Below are 20193 nucleotides of genomic sequence, written 5' to 3' on the forward strand. Positions count from 1 at the left end.
GTGAACCCCGCCCGGACCTGCGTCCCTCCTGGGTTCTCGCGGTCCTGAAGCCTTGTGGGGCCCGGGTGCCCCTTGGTGACCACCGGCAGCTCTGACGCACCAACCCCCCGACGTCAGGGCTGCCGGTTCTTTTCGCCGGCCGCTTCCGTACCCGCCCGTACTCTGTGCGGCTCGGCTCAGACGCGGTACGGGTTGTACCCCTCGTAGTCCCGGTACGGCGGCGGTACGGAGACCACACCGCTCGTCCTGGCCGCGTACGTCAGCGCCGGACCGGCCACCGCCTTCCGCAGCCACATATGGTGCAGCAACTCCTGCTCCCGCGCGACGAAGTCCGGATCCGCCGTACCGCGCTGCGCCCGGTCGCGCAGGAACGCCAGGGACGTCGCGAAGCGGACGTACTCCGCCACCGCGTGTGCCGCGGCCGGTCCATGGGTGCGCCGGGCGACGTTCCGGGCTTCGGTACGGGCCCGCATCGACGCCAGCGCCGCGGGTTCGGCCGGTGCCAGCCAGCCGGCGGTGGCATACGGCGGCAGGGCCGCCGAGATCGTCCGCAGCTCGCGCTGGCGGGACCAGATCGTCAGCCAGGTCAGCAGCGCGAAGACCGGGACCATGAACATCCCGTAGACCAGGTAGAAGCCGATCGGGCCGAGATACGAAGCCGAGCCGTTCCACAGGGCGTGCATACCCATCGACAGCAGCAGCCCCAGCGCGGGGAAGGCGAACCTCCGGAACCGGTGGCGGCGGGCGGCCGACGCGGCGAGACCCAGACCGATACCGGTGAGCACGGTGAACAGCGGATGCGCGAACGGCGACATGATGATCCGTACGAAGAACGTCGCCGTCACCGAGACCAGGCCCGATTCGCCCGGCAGCCGGTCGCCGTCGAAGGCCGTACCGAGGTAGAGGATGTTCTCGGTGAACGCGAAGCCGGTGGCGGTGAACCCGGCGACGACGATGCCGTCGACCAGACCCGTGAAATGCCGGCGCCGGAAGAAGAAGAGCAGGAAGATCGCGGCGCCCTTCGCGGTCTCCTCGACGATCGGCGCCACCACCGTCGCGCCGAGGTTGTCCGCGTCGGTCGGATCCGCGGTGCTGTTGGCGATCCACTGGATGGCGAAGGTGTTCGCCGTGATCGACATCAGGGCGGCGGCGAAGGCGCCCCAGGCGAAGGCGAACGCCAGATTGCGCCAGGGGCCCGGCTCGACCCGGTCCAGCCAGCGGAAGGCGGCGAGGAGCAGCGGGACCGGGAGGGTCGCCAGGCCGAGACCGACGAGGAAGCCCTGGGTCCCGGTCTCGTCGCGGACCGTCGCGAGGATGGCGAGGGCGCAGAGCGCGAGCAGGACGATCAGCACCCCGGCCCGGAGCACCTTGCTCCGCCAGATCCGGGAGGCGCGCGGTTTGTAGCGCCAGCGCGACCGCTCGGGCAGTGCGTCGAATACCGGCTCCGCGGCATAGGCGGGGACGGCGGGGCCTGTAGGACCCGTGGGGCCCGTGGGGCCAATGATCCCGGCGGGGGCTGTGCGGTCCGTGGGGCCAATGATCCCGGCAGGGACCGTGGCCCCGGCAGGGCCCGTGGGGCCGGCGGGGGCCGTGGCCCCGGTGGGTGCCGTGGGGCCGACGCGGGTGGCGTTGCCGCCGGGGGTGGCGGATGCGCCCGGTCCGGGGGTGGACGGCGCGGGCCGGGGTTCAGGAGGCGTTGCCCGGTGTTCGGCCTCCCCGAGGGGTGCGGAATGCCCCGCCGTATCCGTATTTACGGTAGGCGGGGGAGGCCCTGGAGGTGCCGCGTCCGCCGGACGGGGCGGCTGCGGGCTGGACTCGGACTGCGGGGGCGACGGCTCTGACACCTGTCGACACTAACGACCTGCACCGACAACACGCGACGGGGATACGGCGTTCCGGTCGGTCGGAGCGTCCGGAAGACCCGGTCCGGAGCCGCGGTCAGACCCGGCGGAAGAGGAGATCGCGGACGATGTGCCCCTTGTCCAGGCCCTGGCCCTCGAAGCGGGTCCGGGGCCGGAAGCCGGGCCGGGGGGCGAAGCCGCCGTCCTCGGCCGTGTTCTCGAAGTCGGGGTGCGCGGTCAGCACCTCCAGCATCTGGTCCGCGTACGGCTCCCAGTCCGTCGCGCAGTGCAGCACCGCCCCGGGCTTCAGGGCCCCGGCGGCCAGCGTCAGGAACTCGGGCTGGATCAGCCGCCGCTTGTGGTGGCGCTTCTTCGGCCACGGGTCCGGGAAGTACACCCGCATTCCGGCGAGGGAGCCCGGCGCGAGCTGCTCCCGCAGCAGGATGATCGCGTCCCCGTTGGCCACCCGGACGTTCGTCAGCCCGTTCCGCTCGGCGAGGCCGAGCAGATTGCCCTGACCCGGAGTGTGGACGTCGACGGCGAGGATTCCGGTCGCGGGATCGGCGGCCGCCATGGCCGCGGTTGCTTCGCCCATGCCGAAGCCGATCTCCAGCACCACCGGCAGTCCGTCGAACATCGCGGCGAGGTCGAGCCGGTCCCGTCCGTCGATATCGAGGCCCCAGACCGGCCAGAGCCGCTGGAGCGCATCGCCCTGGCCGGTGGTGACCCGGCTGCGGCGGGGCTGGAAGCTCCGGATCCGCCGCTCGTGGTGCGAGCCCGCGGGATCGGCCGCCGGCCCTCCGGGGAACCGCGGCTCACGCGCCGCCCGCCCGGAGGCGGCGGAGCCTCCCGCGGGAGCCCCGGAACCGGCGCCGCCCGACCCGGAACGGGACCCGGAGCCGGAACCAGAAGCGGAAGGGGAGCCGGAATCGGCCGTGGACCCGGAGGCGGGTTCGGAGCCGGAGCCGGGAACGGAGGATTCGGGGGTGTGGGGGCGCGATGTCGACACAGTGGGTCCGATTCTACGGGGGTACGCCGGTGCCCGCGCCGCCCCTGATCACCCACCGGTCGCCCACCGCCCCGGCCCTGAGACCGCCGCGCCGGGACGCCCTACAGCATCGCCCGCACCCGGCGGGCCACCTCACGGCCGATCGGGAGGGATGCCGTCGCCGCCGGGGAAGGGGCGTTCAGCACATGGACGACCTGGCGGGTCTCCCGTATCAGGAAGTCGTCGACGAGGGTGCCGTCCCGGAGCACGGCCTGGGCGCGCACCCCCGCGTCCGTGGGCCGCAGGGCCTCCTCGGTGACCGCGGGGAGCAGCCGCCGGACCTCCTGGGCGAAGGCCTCCTTCGACAGCGAGCGGCGCAGCTCGCCCGCGCCGTAGCGCCAGTGGCGGCGGGCTATGTGCCAGGAGCCGGGCCAGCTCAGGGTGGCCGCCAGCTCACCGGGGCGGACCACGCCCCAGCCGTACCCCTCACGGGCGAGGGCCGGGACCGCGTTCGGTCCGACGTGGACCCCGCCGTCGATCCCCCGGGTGAGATGGACCCCGAGGAAGGGGAACGCCGGATCCGGCACGGGATACACCAGACCCCTGACCAGCGACGGATCCGTCAGTTCGTAGTACTCCCCGCGGAAGGGGACGATCCGCATCTCGGGGTCGTCGCCGGTCAGCCGGGCCACCCGGTCGCAGTGCAGTCCCGCGCAGTTCACCAGGGCGCGGGCCCGCAGCACCGTCCCGGAGGCCGTGCGCACCGCGACACCCCAGGGCCGGCGGTCCACCGCGACGACCTCCTCGCCGCAGCGCACCTCCGCGCCTGCCGCGCCCGCCAGCACGGCGAGCTGCTCCGCCACCGCGCCGTAGTCGCACACCCCCGTCGTCCCGACGTGGATCGCGGCCAGACCGCGCACCCCCGGCTCGTACTCCGCGATCTGCGCGGGGCCCAGTTCGCGCACCGGGATCCCGTTCTCCCGGCCGCGCTGGACCAGGGAGTGCAGCCGGGGCAGCTCGTCGCGCCGGGTGGCGACGATCAGCTTGCCCGTCACCCGGTGGGGCAGTCCGTGCTCGGCGCAGAACTTCACCATCTCGGCCGCGCCCGTGACGGCGTACCGCGCCTTGAGGGAGCCGGGGCGGTAGTAGATCCCGCTGTGGATCACGCCGCTGTTCCGGCCGGTCTGGTGCCGGGCGGGGGCCTCCTCCTTCTCCAGCACGACCACCCGGGTGCCGGGCGCCGTACGCGTGAGGGCATACGCCGTCGACAGGCCGACGATCCCACCCCCGATCACCAGCACGTCGCAGTCGTACCCGCTCACGACTTGCCGTCTTCCGGTCCTCGTCATCACTCCACCTCCCGCCGCCCGCTCACCCGGGAATCCCCGCTGCCGTACCCGCTGCCGTGTCCGTGTGCCCTGCCCGCTGCCGTACCCGGCTGTCGTACCCCCGATGCCACACGCCGATGCCGCACCCCGATATCGCGTTCCGCCCCATCCGAATACTGCACCCCGCCACTGACAGTGCCTTCCGCGGCCGCTCGGAGCGGACGGCCGCGCCCCCGGAGTCCGCGACCGCGACCGCTACGCCGGGGCCATCAGCAGGGGTCTGGCCCGCTCGCGCAGCTCCGCGACCCGGGGCTCGTCCCCGTACGGCTCCAGTTTGTGGAGCAGATCCCGTACGTACTCCGTGGTCCGTACGGACGAGATCCGGCCCGCGACCTCGACCGCCCGGGCGCCCGCCGCGCACGCCGCGTCCAGATTGCCCGACTCCAGCTCGGCGAAGGCACCCACCACCAGCCGCAGCCCGTGCGAGCGGACGAACTCGTCCGTCGGCTGGGACAGCGCCTTCTCGGTGAAGCGCCGCACCTGCCGGGGCAGCTTCAGATCGCGGTAGCACTCGGCCGCGTCCGCGGCGAACCGGTCATAGCTGTAGAAACCCAGCCAGGAGGGGTCGGGGTCGCCGTCGCGCGACCGCTCCAGCCAGCCTTCGGCGGCCTTCAGGGCGGCGCCCGCGGCCGATGCGTCGCTCGCCTTGGCATGCGCCCGCGCCTCCACCAGATGGAAGAAGCTCATCGTGCGCGCGGTCGCGAGCCCCCGGTTGCGTTCCAGCGCCGCCTGCGCGAGGTCGACGCCCTCGTCGGCGAAGCCGCGGTAGATGGACTGCAGGGACATGGAGGCCAGGACGTATCCGCCGAGTGGTACGTCCGCGGCGGCGCGGGCCAGCCGCAGCGCCTGGATGTAGTACCGCTGGGCGGCCTCCTGCTGGCCGGTGTCGAAGGCCATCCACCCGGCCAGTCTGGTCAGTTCGGCGGTGGCGCCGAAGAGCGCGCGGCCGACCTCGTCCGAGTACGAGCCGAGGAGCAGTGGCGCGGCGTCGACGCGCAGGCATTCGGGGACCATCGAGGAGCGCCAGTCCCCGCCGCCGTATTTGGAGTCCCAGCGGCGGGCGTCCTCCGCGGCCTCGCGCAGTTTGGCCACATCGCTGTGGCCGACGCGGGTGGCGGAGTCGTCGGGGTGTCCGGGCGGCTGGCCGGGCGGGGCCGTACCCGGGAGCACGGCGGTACCGGTACCCCCGGTAGCCGAACCAGCAGCCGAAGCGGCAACCGATCCGGATCCGGAAGCCGATGCGGAACCGGAGGCGGAAGCCGGAACCGATACGGAACCGGAGGATCCGCCGGAGCCCGGTGCAGAGCCGGAACCGGGGCCGGAGCCGGTCCCGGGGGCCGTTCCGGGCAGGCCGGGGTGCGCGGGCGTGCGTGCGGTCGCACCACCACCCTCCCCGTGGGCCCCTTCGCCCCCGCCACTTCCTCTTCCCCCGCCCGGCCCAGCGGTCCCCGGGGATTCCCCGGCCGCTCTCGTTCCGTCGGCCCCGTCTATCCCATCGGCTTCGTCGGGGCCGCAGATATCGGCCGTCCTGCGGGTCATATAGGCCGGCGCGGGGCGCTCCACCGATGGGTCGGCGGGGGATATCAGCCAGCGGGACGCGGGTGTCGCATATGCGCTGACCGAGAAGGAACCGGCCAGGGACTGCCAGATCCCGCCGCTGCCCGCGCGCCGGCCGGCCAGGTCGAGCCGGTAGAGGTCGGTCGCCGATTTCACCGCTTCCCGGACATCGCGGGGGAAGGCCAGCCCGACCTCGGGGGCCGGGTCGGCGTCGGCCAGACCGATCTCGTGCAGTGGTACGGGCCGGCCCAGTTTGGAGCCGATCGCGGCGGCGATGAGATGGGGCGCGGCGCCCTGCGGAACCATGCCCTTGGAGACCCAGCGCGCCACCGAGGTCTTGTCGTAGCGGAGTGTCAGACCGCGCTGTGCGCCAAGGTCGTTGACCCTCCGGGCGAGCCCGGCGTTGCTGATTCCCGCGAGGGCGAGGACGGTGCCGAGCTTCTCGTTCGGCCCGCGTTGCTCCCTGGACATGCGCCCCACCCCTCGACACGCCGACGGCCGCCGTGACGCTGCCTCGCGTCCGGCATGCGTAGCGACGTCCCGTCCCGACGGTACGGCTCCGGAACCCGGCTGCCACCGGGCCGGTCGGCCCCGGCTGCAAAAGCGTCTGGCCGAGCCCTCCGGAATATGCCCATCAGTTCAGAACATCAGCAAACCCAGCGTAGTTCGCCGGATCCCGACCGTTAAGGGGCGGTGTTCCCTATGGCGGGATTGTTGTGCGTGCGAGCGAACTCCGCCGGGGCGCACTGGGGACGCACTGTGAACGCGCCACCGGTGGCGGGTCCTCGCCACCGCTCCCGGCGGACCCGGGGCCCGGGGCCGGCCGCGTACCGCCGAACCATCCCTGGACGGGGCCCGGACCACCGCCCGGCCCGCTGCCGGGGCCACCGGCGCGCCGCCTCGCCGGGGCCGCCCCCGGCCGACGCGCGGGCCGGATCCGGAGCGGCGGTGAAACGCCGCCGCGCACCGCAGCAACCCCCGGAACCGGGCGCGGACTCAGCAGTGACTCGGCCGGACTCGGCAGCGACTCGGCCGCGACGGGGCTGCGGTTCGACCACCGGCCCGACCGCTCGTTCTCCCCCTGGTTCGCCCCCGGCCGCGGTCCCCGGCCATGGCCCGGTGCCCTCCCGGGGCGGCCGGTGGGAGTGCCCCGGACCGCCGTGCGCCCCGGACCCGGACCGCCGGGGGATCGTGCCCCGCGCGAGCCCCCGACCCGCCCGCCCCGGGGCGCGCGCAGGGGGCCCGAGGGGCCCCGTACCCCCCTTGTGCCCCCATCGCCACCGAGGTGCGGCGGCGGTTCCCGGGCCGGGGCACAGCGGTGGCGCGCGTGCTCCGGGTGTGTGGCCGTGCGCCCGCCTGTGCGCTCTGGCCGGGGGTTCCGCCGAGGTTTTCCATGAGAACCGCGTGGGTCGGCCCGCTGGTAGTGGAACCAGTGGGCTGGGGGACACCGCCGCCTTCCATCCCCGCGGGCGGCGGACGGTCCGGGAGGCGTGTGGCGCCTCCCGGACTGTCGTATCCGGGCGCGGTTCCGCCCGGCGGCCGATACGGACGGGTCCCTACGGACGGGTCTGTACGGGGCCGGAGGCCGGGGGATCGGGGCCGGGCGTCGGCGCGCCGCAGGCGCCGTACCCCGTACGGATCGCGACCGGTCCCCGCACCTGCCGCCGCACCTCGTCGGGCGTCGGCGAATGCAGCGGAAGCCGCAGGGGAATTGCCGGTCGCACCGTCCGTCCAACCGGTCCCCACCGCCCCGGACCGCCCGGCTGCCGCCTCCGCCCCGCAGGCCCCGCCGTACCCCGGCCCGCCGTGGGCCCCGCACCCCGTCGCAAGGGTGCCGGACCGGCCCCGTACCGCCGCCGCATCGGGGCCGTACCGACACCGGCCCGGCCCGGGGACGACACCGAACAGAAGGCGAACGGACGGCGAACAGGTGCCGGGCGGGGGGCGGAAGGACCCGAGCGGAGGAAAACCGGAGCAAAAAGCGGACGGAGAGCCACCGGTCCGGAAGCTCTCCGTACCCGCCCACCGGGTCCACCGATGTCATGAGAATGGCTGAATGTCGACTGTCCTTCTCGTGACTTTCACCCCATATGCGGTTGACGCGATCTCCCACAGGACTCATGACGCCCCGCCATATCAGGCCCCGTGCCGGTTCTTTCGCTTTTTGCTCGTGCGACCCGGGGCCCGTCCCGTGCGTCTCCTTCGTGGCAGCATGTTCCCGAACGGCCCGGGCCCCGGCTCGGTTGTCCACAGCCTGTGGAGGCGAAAACGGCGATGCGGTGGTTGGTGGGCTGGAGCAGTATCGCCGCGAACTTCGGTACGGCCGGCGCCGTCGGCGCCGCCGACGAGGGCCGCACGGTCCACCCCGTCGGCTCCCAGCTCCTGTGGGGCGACCCCGACCCCCTCTGGGCCGTCGGTGACTGGCGCCCCGACGAGGTCCGCGTCGTCGCCGCCGACGAGTTCACCAAAATGGCCGTCCTCGGCTGCTGCGCCGCATCCGACGCGGAACTCCGCGCCGGACTGCTCTCCGCCCGCGGCGGCGCCCTGCGCCACCTCACCGCCTGGCCCGGCAGTTACACCGTCGTCGTCCGGTCCGGCCGCCGGATCACCGTCATCGGCGATCTCGCGGGCGCCCGGCCGGTCTTCCACACCCCCTGGGCCAACGGCACCGCGTTCGCCACCGCCGCGCTCCCCCTCGCCGACCTCATCGAGGCCCAGCTCGACATCGGCTATCTCGCCGCCCTGCTGGCCTGCCCCGAAACCCCCGAGGCCCTGCGCGACGCCACCCCCTACGACGGCGTCAAACGCATTCCGCCCGGCCATGCGCTGATCCTCCGCGAAGGCTCTCGGGAGATCACCGGCTACGAACCCGTCGCCTCCCTTGCCGTCGCCGGCCCCCAGATGGCCGCCGACCTGGCCGTCGACGGTGTCCGCGACGCACTCGTCGACGCCGTACGCGCCCGGCTCACCGCCCCGCGCCACGCCCCGGAGACCGCACCCCCCGACCCCGGGCCCGTCCCCGGTATGGGCCCCGCCGACCGGCGCGCCCGCCGCGGCGCCCCCGTCCCCGGCATCGGCGCCGACCTCTCCGGAGGCAGCGCCTCCGCCACCCTGGCGCTGCTCGCCGCCGGACTGCCCGGCCGCCCCGGCACCCTCGCCGGCCACGGCACGACCGGCGCCGGCGAACGCCTCCTCGCCGTCACCTTCAACGACCTCACCGAACCCGGCCTCGAACCCGAACTGGAACGCGCCCGCGCCCTCGCCGCCGACCCCCGGCTGCACCACATCGTCGTCACCGCGGGCGAAGAGGGCCTGCCGTACGCCCAGCTGGAGAACGGGCCCCTCACCGACGAACCCGCCCCCAGCCTCGTCACCGCCGAACGCCACCGGGTCCGCCTCGCATCCGGCAGCGCCGACCACATCACCGGCGCGGGCGCCCGCCAGGTCCTCGACGCCCACCCGGCCCGCCTCGCCGACCTCCTCATCGACCGCAGACGCCGCCATCTGCTCCGGCCGGTGACCGCGCTCGCCCGCGCCGAAGGGCCGTCGACGCAGTCGCTGCTGGCGCCCCTCACGGTCTACCGGGCCGCGCGCCGCCTCGCCCGTACGCCGTACCGCACCGGCCTCGAAACCGCCGCCGACCGGCTGCTCCAGGCGAACCGCGGCGGCCGGCTCCCCGCCTTCGGCCCCCTGGACGCCTCCCTGGCCGCCCTCACCTGGTCCCGGCCCGGGCCCGCCGCCCGCTGGCTGACCGGCGAGGCACTCGCGGACGTCGCCGTACGGCTCACCGGAATCGCCACCCGCGCGGCGCCCGTCCAGCGGCCCGGGGAGGCCCGCGCCCGCGCCGCCCTCGCCCGGCACGCCTTCGACCAGCGGATCCTCGAACAGGCCTCGGAGGTACGGAGCCAGCGCGTCCACGCCCCCTTCCTCGACAACCAGGTCGTCCGCGCCTGCCGCGACCTCCCGGAGGCCCTCCGGGTAAGGCCCGGGGCCCGCGCCGAAATCCTCCGTACCGTCCTCGCGGGCGCAGGTGTCCACGAACTGCCACCCGGCTGGGGCACCACCCCCCTCACCCCGCAGACCGTCACCGCCCACAAGGGACTGCGGGCCGCCCTCCCCACCCTCCTCGCCCTCTTCGACGCGCCGCTCCTCGCCGACGCCGGTCTCATCGACGCCCGGGTCGTCCGCAAGGCCCTGCGCGGCGCGGCCGACGGCGAACCCGTACCCCTGGACGGACTCGCGGACCTGGTCTCCACCGAACTGTGGCTGCGGCGGCTGCTGTCGCGCCGGGGCACCTGCTGGACCGGCTCGGCCGCCCCCCGCTCCCGCGCGGTCTCCACCGGGGTCCCGCCGCGCCCGTCCCTGCGCGGGGGCGCGGCCCGCTGAGAAAACGATGCGATCGGGGCCGCTGAGGAAACGACGGGATCGAGGCCCGCCGAGGACGGGTCCGGGCCGGTACGGACCCGGACCAGGCACCCGTCCGCGCCGGTCGTGCGGCCGCCGTGCCCCGGGCAGGGCCCGCGGCGGTACGCGCCCCGTCCGGAGGGCCTACTGGCAGACGACCTTCGACGCCGCCCAGTCGCCCAGCGCCGCCCCGTCCCAGTGGGAGTACGGTTCGACGACCAGGCGCAACTTTTTGCGACCGCCCAGCGGGACCCGCACCGGGACCGCCGGTTCGCCGCCGCGCAGCACCGGCGAACGCCACAGCAGGGCCCCGTCCGCATAGACGGAGAACGTCATCGCACCGCGCCCCAGGGTCAGATCGTCCACCCCGGCCATGGCCGAGTACGAGGTACACGGCCGGTTCAGGTTGATCGTCACGGAGGACCGCGACCGCACGGTGACCCCGTGCGCGTACTCCTGACCGCCGATCCGCAGACCCCACCGCTGCCAGAGCCAACTGCTCTCGCCGACCGCCACCTCCGGCCCGGTGCCGTCGCCGAAGACGCTGTACTTGAGGCGATTGACCTGGTATTCCCGTGACGCGGGCGGAGGTTTGGGCGTCGGCTTGGGGCTCGCCTTCGGCGGGCTGGGCTTCGGCTTCGGCAAGGTCGCCGCGGGTGGTTTCGGCCGGGGCTCGGGCGGGGCCGCGGACGGTGCGGGAACCGGTTTGGGCTTCGGCTTCGGCTTGACGGCCGGTTTCGGCGCGGGCGGTTCGGGATCGGGCAGCACCGGCGCCGGTTTGGGCCTGGGCGCGGGCGGCTTGGGGTCCTGCGGCACCGGGGTGACGGACCGGGCCGCCGACGGCTTCGCCTCGGGCTTCGCGGGCGCGGGATCCCCGGCGAACGCCCACACCAGACCCGCGGCCGTGGCGACGGCGAGCGCCGCACCGATGCCGACCTTTGCGGGGGCGCCGAGCCCCTCCGAGGCGGCCGCTCCTCCCGCCGCAGCCCCGGCCGCTCCGGCGCCTGCTCCCCCGGACGCGCCCACCCCGGTCGCCGCCGCGGCGGCACCAGCCCCGGCCGCGCCGACCGCTCCTCCGGCGACAACGCCCGCCGCCTTGAGCGAATAGCCCGCGGCGAACCAGCCGATGACCGCGACCGGCAGCAGCGCCGGAATCCCGGCGTTGACCTGCTTCAGCTCACCCGCCGCGAGCCGGCACTTCGCACACTCCTCCAGATGCTTGCGCAGCCCCCGCTCGGCCCGCATCCGCAGCCCGCCGCGGGCATAGGCACCCAACCGGTCGGCGTAGCGGGCGCAGTCCCCGCCCGAGGTCAGTGCCGAACTGACATGGGCCTGGAGATAGGCCTGCTTGAGCCCTTCCCGGGCCCGGCTCGCCAGCACCGCCGTCGCGTTCGCGGTCAGCCCGAACAGCGGCGCCACCTCACTCGGCGACTCCTCCTCGACGGTGGTGTGCCACAGCACCGCCTGCCAGCGCTCCGGGAGCGACCGGAACGCCCGTACGGCCAGCGACCGTTCGGCCTCGTGCATGGCCCGGACATCCGCGCCGAGTTCCGCCGTACGGTCGGGCGAGCCCTCCGTACTCCGCGCGGCCTCTGTCGCGAACAGCGCGAAATCCTCGACGAGCTGTTCCCGCTTCGCACTGTTCGTCCAGGTCGCGGCCACCCGCCGGACCGTCGTCATCAGATAGGCCCGTACCGCGTACTCCGGGCCCGCCCCGGACCGGACCGCCTGGAGGGTCCTGGCGAACACCTCGGCCGTCAGATCGTCCGCGGTGTGCGAATCCCGGCAGCAGGTGCGCGCGTACCGGCGTACCGCCTCCGAGTGCCGCCGGAACAGCTCCTCGTACGCCCCGTCGTCGCCGCTCCGCATCCGGGCGATCAGATCCGCGTCGGACGGCGCGGTCTCCCGCGGCGGCGGCAGTACGGAACCGCTCACCCCGCCCTCGCGCTGCGACGGCACCGCGTGACTCTCGCCCCCTGCCCCCGAACCACCCGTACGAGTGGTGCCCGAAGGGCTCCCCGCCCCCGGAACGGAGTCCGCCCAGCCCGCGTCCTCCGCATCGTCGGCACGGACACCACTGGTGCCCTGGGCGGGCACGGAAGGCGCGGCCCCGCCCGTACCCGTGCTCTGATCACCCCGCGCCGTAGTCCCGCTCCAGCCGGCCCCGGGCCACAGCCCACCGGGCCCGCCCTGACCGGGCACCTGACCCGACAACTGCCCCGGCCCGTGCCCCGATTCCTGCTCGGGCCCCGCGCCCTGCCCGGGGACCTGCCCCGCCGCACCGCCCGCCGCCTGGTCCGGGACCTGCCCCGACAGCTGACCGGACCCCGGTTCCCCGCCCTGGAACTGTTCGGGCACCTGCCGCGGGGGCAGCGCGCCGCCCTCGGCATCGTCGGCGCCGCCGCCGGGGGCATTACCGCGCCCGTCACCGCTCATCGAGGAAGCCTTCGTCGAGGAAGCCCTCGTTCATCGCGGACGCTCCCGTCAGCACGCTCAGACTCGAACACCGAGCCAGCGTGCCATACGGTGTCGGCGCCGACGGACGCCGCTTTGCGCCAACCACTCATCCGGGGAGTTCCGTCGAATCCGTGCGCTAAGGACCGCCCTCACAGAGTGCGTGCATCAACCATCCGGACGACCGGGCCGGGCAGCGCGGCCGACCGGCGCAACCGGCACCCCCGGCATATCCGAACGGCACACCTTCACCGCCCGGGGGCGCCCCGACAGCCCGCCGTTCGACCCGGCTCCGGAGGAGTCCGCACCCCCGGGCCGGACCACCGCCCTGCACCGAACCGCCTACCTCGGGCGCAGGCCCTCCAGCAGAATGTCCAGCAGCCGTGCCGACGCCGCCGCCTGCTGGGCCGGATCCGGCAGCGCCGGAGCCGCCGTGGCGATCACCAGCAGCACATCCGCCACCGTCACATCACCCCGCAGCTCACCCGCCGCCCGCGCCCGGTCGACCAACTGGCCCACGACCTCCAGCAGATCGGCCGCCCCGGCATCGTCCGCACCCGGCACCGACGAGCCCGCCGAAATCCCGGCCCCCGGAACCGGCGCCCCGGACCGCTGCTCGACAACCCGCAGCTCACCACCGACGAGACCCGCGGTGGCAACGCCCGGACCGGCGTCGACCGCCCGCTGATGCGGCACCCGCGTCTGGTCCCGCCCCTCGGCGGAAACAGCGGCAGCGGCCGCCTCCTCCTCGGCGGGGTCCACCCCCACCCGCAGCACCTGCGGCGGCAGCAGCCGCCCCGCACCCGACGCCACCGACGTCCGCAGGAACCGGGAGAGCGCCGACCAAGGCTCCTCCTCCTGGCCCAGCGCCGTCCGCGCCTGATCGGTCAGCCGGGAGGTCTCCTCCTCGGCTATTCGCCGCACCAGGACGTCCTTACTGGGAAAACGGCGGTACACCGTCCCCACACCCACCCTGGCCCGGCGCGCCACATCCTCCATCGGAGCGCCGTACCCCAGCTCGCCGAATACCTCGCGCGCGGCCCGCAGCACATGCTCCAGATTCCGCTGCGCATCGACCCTGAGGGGCGCCGAGCGGCCGCCCCCGCCCGGCCCCGGCCGGCCGTTCCCGTCCGTCGTACCCAGATGAACGCCCGGCACGCCATGTCCCTCAGTGGTCGGTGAGACGGCGGCCTGCCAGTGCGAATCCTGAATGGTCATACCTGTTCCCCCGGTCACTGTGTCTCCCCCCGGAGACCTCCCCACCTCGGTCAGCCGGAGTACCGCGTCCCCGCACCCCGACGAGGTACGAACATAGTTGAGCCCGGGTCAATTCAGAAGGGGGTAGTTCCGCACGGAGCGCCCCCCGATCGGAGCAAGGACCTGAACGCTCCCGTTTGCGCCCCCGAACGCCACCCCGCCCGCCGCCCCTGACCTGGGCACCTTCCCCGCCTTCCGCGACCCCTCCGGCACTCCGCCGCCACCCGCCTCCGGTCACACAATTTGCCGGGCCTGTGGACAAACGACGGGACCCGATGCCTCATGGGATGGTGACGGCTGCACATTCCCGGGGCGAGACCCCCGGCACCCCGCAGAAGAACCGCTTCACCGGACCGGCGCGCGGCACCCGCATCCTCGTCGCGGGCGGCGGCTATGTCGGGATGTATACGGCGCTGCACCTCCAGAAGCTGCTCAGACCCGAGCTGGCCCGCGGAGACGTCGAAATCCTCGTGGTCTCCCACGACCCCTATATGACGTATCAGCCGTTCCTCCCCGAGGCCGCCGCCGGCTCCATCTCGCCCCGCCACGTCGTCGTCCCCCTCCGGCGGGTCCTCGACAAGTGCGCCGTCCTCATCGGCGAGATCACCGCCGTGACCCACGCCAAGCGCACGGCCACCGTCTCCACCCTCGCCACCGCCGAAGAGGGCACCGGCGCCGTGGAGATCCCGTACGACCAGCTGGTGATCGCACCGGGCTCCATCTCCCGCACCCTCCCCGTCCCCGGCCTCGCCGACTACGGCATCGGCTTCAAGACCGTGGAAGAGGCCATCGGCCTGCGCAACCACGTCATCGAGCAGATGGACATCGCCTCCTCCACCCGTGACCCCGCGATCCGCGCCGCCGCCCTCACCTTCGTCTTCGTCGGCGGCGGCTACGCGGGCGTCGAGGCCCTCGGCGAACTGGAGGACATGGCCCGCTACACCGCCCGCTACTACCACAACGTCAAACCCGAGGACCTGAGATGGGTCCTCGTCGAGGCCAGCGACCGGATCCTCCCCGAGGTCGGCGAGGAGATGGGCCGCTACGCCATCCGTGAGCTGCGCCGCCGCAATATCGACGTACGGCTCGAAACCCGCCTCGACTCCTGCGAGAACCGCCTCGTCGTCCTCAGCGACGGCAGCCGCTTCCCGTCCCGGACCATCGTCTGGACCGCAGGCGTCAAACCCGCCCCCGTCCTCGCCGCCACCGATCTGCCCCTCAACGACCGCGGCAGGCTGCGCTGCACCGCCGAACTCCGTGTCGAGGGCACCGACCGGGCCTGGGCCGCCGGAGACGCCGCGGCCGTCCCCGACGTCACCTCCGCCGAACCCGGCGCGCTCTGCGCCCCCAACGCCCAGCACGCCGTCCGCCAGGCCAAGGTCCTCGCCGAGAACGTCGCCGCGTCCCTGCACGACCGCCCGGCGAAGCAGTACGCCCACAAGTACGCGGGCTCCGTCGCCTCCCTCGGCCTCCACAAGGGCGTCGCCTATGTATACGGAAGGAAGCTGAAGGGGTACCCCGCCTGGTTCATGCACCGCGTCTACCACCTCAGCCGCATGCCCACCCTCAACCGCAAGGCGCGCATCCTCGGCGAATGGCTGCTCTCCGGACTCTTCAAACGGGAGATCGTCTCCCTCGGCTCACTCGAACACCCGCGTGCCGAATTCGCCATCGCCGCCGGAGCCACCCCCGGCCGGACCACGGGGAACGGCCCCGCCACCACAAGAAACACAAACACCGGTGACCCCGAAGACACCGGCGACACCGGAACCCCCGGTCCGGAGAAGAGCTGACGCACCGCCCCCGGCGGCACGAGCCCCGCGGACCCGCGGCCGCGCCCCGGCACCCGCAGGCTTCCCGCAACCCGTACCGCACCCGTACGACACCGGCCGATCGCCCGGTCGACATCCGGCCGACACCGGCGGTCAGTCCCTTCGGCCACACTGGACGTGTGACCATAGGTGGGCTCACATCTGCACAGAGTGACCCTCGTGACCCTTGGCGACAATCATTGAGGCTAGAACGTCAGTGAACTTCACGCGATGGAGCGCACGGCTCCCCGGGACGCAGCGCCGCGCCGCGGCGCGCAGGACCGACCGCGGACTCTCCCTCTCCCCCCGCCCGCCCCGCCGGGGCGAGGACAGAGCGGACGACCGGGGCGACGAGACCCCCGGCGCCCACCCCCACGACGAGGGCGCCGTCCCCACCGCCCGCGCCGACGGCCCACCGGCCCCGGACCCCGCGCAGGACCGCCCGGCCGACCCCGAGCCCCCCGCCCTGGAGGACTTCCCGGTCCGGGAACTGCTCGGCCGCCTCCCCGGTCTCGTCGCCCTGCTGTACGGCCCCGAGCACCGCATCGCGTACGTCAACGACGCCTACACCGCCGCCTTCGGCCCCCGCCCCCTCGGCAGCCCCGCCGCCGACACCTGCCCCGAACTGGCCGACCTCGGCCTCAACCCGCTCATCGACCAGGTGCTGCGCAGCGGAACGCCCCGTACCGTCAAATCCCGCAAGGTCCACTCCGGTGGCTTCTACACGGTCACCTGCATCCCCGTCGACCATCCCACGGCCGACGGCGGCAGCGACGGCGATCCGGCCGGCCCCGGCGGAGTGGTGGTCTTCGCCGCCGACGTCACCGACCACGCCGAAGCCGCCGAACGCCTCCGCGCCAGCGAACGCCGCCAGCGCGCCACCGCCGTCACCCTCCAGCGCTCTCTGCTGCCCCAGAAACTGGAACAGCCCGACGACCTCACCGTCGCCGCCACCTACCAGCCCGGCGGCGAGGACGCGGCCGTCGGCGGCGACTGGTACGACGTGATCACCCTCGGCGGCGGACGCACCGCCCTCGTCATCGGCGATGTGATGGGCCGCGGAGTGCGCGCCGCCGCCGTCATGGGCCAGCTGCGCACGGCCGTCCGCGCCTACGCCCGCCTCGACCTGCCCCCGCACGAGGTGCTCCAGCTCCTCGACGGCCTGGCCTCCGAAATCGACGCCAGCCAGATCGCGACCTGCGTCTACGCCGTCCACGACCCCAACGAGGAACGTCTGGTCTACGCCTCCGCCGGCCACCTTCCGATCCTCGTCCGCCACGAGGACGGCACGGTTCACCGCGCCGACAACCCCACCGGACCCCCGCTCGGCACCGGTGGCTGGTTCTACACCTCGGGCACCATCGGCCTGCCGCCCGGCTCCGGCGCCGTCCTCTATACGGACGGTTTGGTGGAGCGGCGCGACGAGGACATCGACGAAGGCGTCGCCGCCCTCGAACGCGCCCTGTCCGGCGCCACCGGAACCCCGCAGATCGTCTGCGACCGCCTGATCCGCGCCATGGGCATCACCGCCGAACACGACGACGACGTCGCCGTCCTCTTCGTCCAGCACCCCGCCCGCTCCGGCACGGCCGCCGAACTCTTCCACAACGCGGCCCTGGATCTGCTCGGCGGCATCGAGGCGGCCCCGCGCGCCCGCGCCTTCGCCTCCGGAGTCCTCGCCTCCTGGCGTTTCTCACCGGAGCTGCACGATCTGGGCGTCCTGGCCACCAGCGAACTCGTCGCCAACTCCCTCCAGCACGGCACCCCGCCCATGAAACTGCGGCTGCGCCGTACGGACCGGCGGCTGATCATCGAGGTCACCGACGGCGACGACCACCTCCCGAGGCGCCGCCGCGCGGAGACCGAGGACGAAACGGGCCGCGGTATCTCGATCATCGCGGCCATCGCTTCCAACTGGGGAAGCCGCCGCACCCCCGGCGGCGGCAAGGCGGTCTGGTGCGAGTTCGCCCTCCCGGCACCCGCACCGACCGCCCCCTGACGGCGGCCGTCAGGCCGCCGTGCCGATCTTCTCGGCCTTCCCGGTGTTCCGGCTGGTCTCGGCCTTCTCACCCGGCGTGTACTGCGCGACCACCCGCGACGGCGGCGCCACCAGCGCAGGCTGATTCTGTACGGGGGTGAGCATCCGACCCAGCCGTACCGCCAGCACCGTGACCGCCAGCGAGAAGAGCACGAACGTCACGATGTACGGAGCGTGGAGCGCGGCCCCCATGGGCCCGCCGATCGCCGGCCCCAGCGCCAGCGCCAACTGCTTGACCAGCGCGAACGCCGAGTTGTACTGGCCGACCATCGACTCCGGCGCAAGATCGACCACCAGCGGTGCCACGGTCGGCGCGAGCATCGCCTCACCCAGCCCGAAGAGGGCGTACGTGGAGATGAACGCGGCCGTCGCCATCGCCTGGCTGGTCGCGCCGAGCCCCGCGTACCCCGCGATGGCCCAGGCCACGGCCCAGATCAGACCCACCGCGGCGATCACCCGGGTCCGCTTGTAGCGGTCGACGTACTTCAGGATCACGAACTGCGCGATACCGATCACCGCGGTGTTCGCGGCCAGGGCCGTACCGAACATCGACGGCTCGATACCGGCGGCCTCGGTGCCATAGGCGGAGAGCCCCGACTCGAACTGTCCGTACACCGCGAAGAACAGGATGAAGCCCAGGACCAGCAGCTTCACCATCGCCTTGTCCTGGAGCAGCACCTTGAAACCGCCGCCCTCGGCACCCTCGGCGGCCGCACCGGCCACCGGCTCCGGACGGGCCAGCCGCACGGAGAGGATGATCGCGGCCAGCACCAGGAACATCACGGCCTCGATGCTGAAGAGCAGGGTGAAGCTGCTCGCCCGGCTCTTGTCGACGATATTGCCGCCGATCAGACCGCCGAGCCCCAGCCCGATGTTCTGCAGGAAGAACTGGAAGGCGAAGGCGCGGGTGCGGGCGTGCGCCTCCGAAGCCCAGACGATCATCGTCGCGAGCGCGGGCTGCGTCACCGCCGTACCGGCGCCGAGCAGCGCGGCCGACAGCATCACGGTGACGATGTTCGTGGAGAGCCCGAACAGCACCGCACCGACGGCGGCCACCACCGAGGCGCCGACGACCACGGGCCTCGGCCCGCGCCGGTCGATGACCCGTCCCACGAAGGGCAGGGCGATCAGGGCGGCCAGGGCGAAGACGCCGATGACGAGACCGCCCGCCGTCGTCCCCAGATCACGTGTGTAGGCCACGTAGATGTAGAGGAACGGCACCGTAAAACCGAGTCCGAACGCGCTCAGCGCGCTACCTGCCTGGATCCGGCGCATCGCCGCGCCCATCTGCCTGGCCACACTCACCTGCCTTGTTAGCTCTGAAGGACTGAAGCCTGAAGACTTCAACAGTAAAGTTAGGGCCTTAACAATACATGTCGAAGGACTTCAATGCCAATGAACGGCGTGCCATACTGCGGCGTATGCCTACCGCGACCCCCGAGGGCCCTGCCGTGACCGGCCAGGACGACGCAGCCGCGCCGCAGGAGCCGACCCTCGACGAGCAGATCGCCGCCTACCAGCGGGAGTACGGAGAGCTGGACCCCCAGGTCGAACAGGTCGTCTCGGCCCTCGGTCGCCTCAACCGCCGGATGAACGTCGCGTACGGCCGCCAGGTCGCCGCCCTCGGCATCAGCAACGCCGAGTGGGAGGTCCTCAAGAGCCTGGTCCTGGCCGGCAGCCCTTACCGGATGGGCCCCGGCGAGCTGGCCAAGCGCCTCGGCCTGACCCCGGCCGCCATGACCCACCGCATCGACCGCATGGCGAGCGAAGGCCTCGTCACCCGCGACCGCGACGAGAACAACCGCGTCCGCGTGATCGTCGAACTGACGGACGAGGGCCGTACGAAGTGGCTGGAGGCGATGCGGATGGCCAGCGCCTTCGAGGAGGACCTGCTCTGCGATCTCTCCGGTGGGGAGCGCGGGGTCCTCGGTGAACTGCTCATCCGGGTCCTGCGCCGGGTGGAGCACACCCAGCCCGACGCGGGCGGCCGGCTGACCGACCTGGACTGATCCACCGCGGATCCGCGGCCGGTGTCCGTACCGCCGCAGCGCGGTACGGAAGAGGGTCTCCCGCGGTCCCCGCGCTGCCGGGAACCGGCGGGATCCGCCGGCGCACGGACGGGAACAGGACAGTCAGTTGGCCGGATGGCGGATGTTTGGCGAACCGGCGCCACGGGAAGTTGACACGCCCTTCATGCGCTCGTAAGGTTCCTCAAGTTGTCGCGGACCGGAACGGTTCTGCGGCAGCCACTCCCACCGCGAAAGCGGCACCCAAACTCAGCACGGTTCCCCGAACGGGGTGGATATCGGCATGCCGATATCCATTGCGAAAGACTCGATTATGAGTCGGCCGGGCAATCAGCTAGAGTTTGAAACGTCGGAACGGCCGAAGGGCCGGAAAGACAAACCCGAGTTTCGACCGGGAATCAGGCCCGAAAGGATCTGATAGAGTCGAG

11 protein-coding genes are annotated in these 20193 nt (G+C 73.2%); 4 read left to right on the forward strand and 7 right to left on the reverse strand.

Features of this window, described 5'->3' with window-relative positions; translation table 11 throughout:
• Nucleotides 1-176: 176 nt before the first annotated feature.
• From ACIQ9E_RS23070 to ACIQ9E_RS23085, 4 genes are all read right to left on the reverse strand, one after another.
• Nucleotides 177-1502: a PrsW family intramembrane metalloprotease gene (locus tag ACIQ9E_RS23070; RefSeq protein WP_403709869.1), complete on the reverse strand. Its 1326-nt coding sequence runs from the start codon at nucleotides 1500-1502 to the stop codon at nucleotides 177-179.
• 436 nt (nucleotides 1503-1938) lie between these two features.
• Entirely contained in the window at nucleotides 1939-2850 is a 912-nt protein-coding gene (gene trmB / locus ACIQ9E_RS23075) for a tRNA (guanosine(46)-N7)-methyltransferase TrmB (RefSeq protein ID WP_403709822.1), read from the reverse strand.
• 101 nt (nucleotides 2851-2951) lie between these two features.
• Nucleotides 2952-4151 (reverse strand): L-2-hydroxyglutarate oxidase, encoded by a 1200-nt coding sequence (gene lhgO, locus ACIQ9E_RS23080; RefSeq protein WP_403709824.1) that lies wholly within the window; start codon nucleotides 4149-4151, stop codon nucleotides 2952-2954.
• A 261-nt stretch (nucleotides 4152-4412) separates the two neighbouring features.
• Entirely contained in the window at nucleotides 4413-6245 is a 1833-nt protein-coding gene (locus tag ACIQ9E_RS23085; RefSeq protein WP_403709826.1) for a sporulation protein, read from the reverse strand.
• 1803 nt (nucleotides 6246-8048) lie between these two features.
• Between ACIQ9E_RS23085 and ACIQ9E_RS23090 the strand changes: the two genes are divergently transcribed.
• Nucleotides 8049-10160, forward strand: coding sequence for an asparagine synthase-related protein (locus ACIQ9E_RS23090; RefSeq protein ID WP_403709828.1), 2112 nt, complete (start codon nucleotides 8049-8051; stop codon nucleotides 10158-10160).
• 162 nt (nucleotides 10161-10322) lie between these two features.
• On the opposite strand, the gene ACIQ9E_RS23095 is transcribed toward ACIQ9E_RS23090, so the two are convergent.
• Both ACIQ9E_RS23095 and ACIQ9E_RS23100 read right to left on the reverse strand, forming a co-directional pair.
• Nucleotides 10323-12614: a sigma-70 family RNA polymerase sigma factor gene (locus tag ACIQ9E_RS23095; protein WP_403709830.1), complete on the reverse strand. Its 2292-nt coding sequence runs from the start codon at nucleotides 12612-12614 to the stop codon at nucleotides 10323-10325.
• A 360-nt stretch (nucleotides 12615-12974) separates the two neighbouring features.
• Complete coding sequence (locus ACIQ9E_RS23100; RefSeq protein WP_403709832.1) at nucleotides 12975-13850, reverse strand: TetR/AcrR family transcriptional regulator; 876 nt, start codon at nucleotides 13848-13850, stop codon at nucleotides 12975-12977.
• 326 nt (nucleotides 13851-14176) lie between these two features.
• Here ACIQ9E_RS23100 and ACIQ9E_RS23105 point away from each other — a divergent pair, with 326 nt between their 5' ends.
• Together ACIQ9E_RS23105 and ACIQ9E_RS23110 are read left to right on the forward strand one after the other, a co-directional pair.
• The gene (locus ACIQ9E_RS23105; protein ID WP_403709834.1) at nucleotides 14177-15682 is read left to right on the forward strand and encodes an NAD(P)/FAD-dependent oxidoreductase; all 1506 of its coding nucleotides are present in this window, start codon (nucleotides 14177-14179) and stop codon (nucleotides 15680-15682) included.
• Between the two features lie 235 nt (nucleotides 15683-15917).
• Nucleotides 15918-17699 carry a SpoIIE family protein phosphatase gene (locus ACIQ9E_RS23110; RefSeq protein ID WP_403709836.1) on the forward strand — a complete coding sequence of 594 codons (1782 nt, stop codon included), beginning with the start codon at nucleotides 15918-15920 and terminating at the stop codon, nucleotides 17697-17699.
• Between the two features lie 9 nt (nucleotides 17700-17708).
• Here the strand turns inward: ACIQ9E_RS23110 and ACIQ9E_RS23115 are convergent, their stop codons facing one another.
• Nucleotides 17709-19025, reverse strand: coding sequence for an MFS transporter (locus ACIQ9E_RS23115; protein ID WP_403709871.1), 1317 nt, complete (start codon nucleotides 19023-19025; stop codon nucleotides 17709-17711).
• Between the two features lie 134 nt (nucleotides 19026-19159).
• On the opposite strand from ACIQ9E_RS23115, the gene ACIQ9E_RS23120 reads away from it, so the two are divergent.
• A complete protein-coding gene (locus ACIQ9E_RS23120; RefSeq protein WP_403709838.1) occupies nucleotides 19160-19747 on the forward strand; it encodes a MarR family winged helix-turn-helix transcriptional regulator in 588 nt (195 codons plus the stop codon).
• Nucleotides 19748-20193 lie beyond the last annotated feature (446 nt).

It is taken from the genome of Streptomyces sp. NPDC094448, assembly GCF_044763775.1.
Classification (GTDB): domain Bacteria; phylum Actinomycetota; class Actinomycetes; order Streptomycetales; family Streptomycetaceae; genus Streptomyces.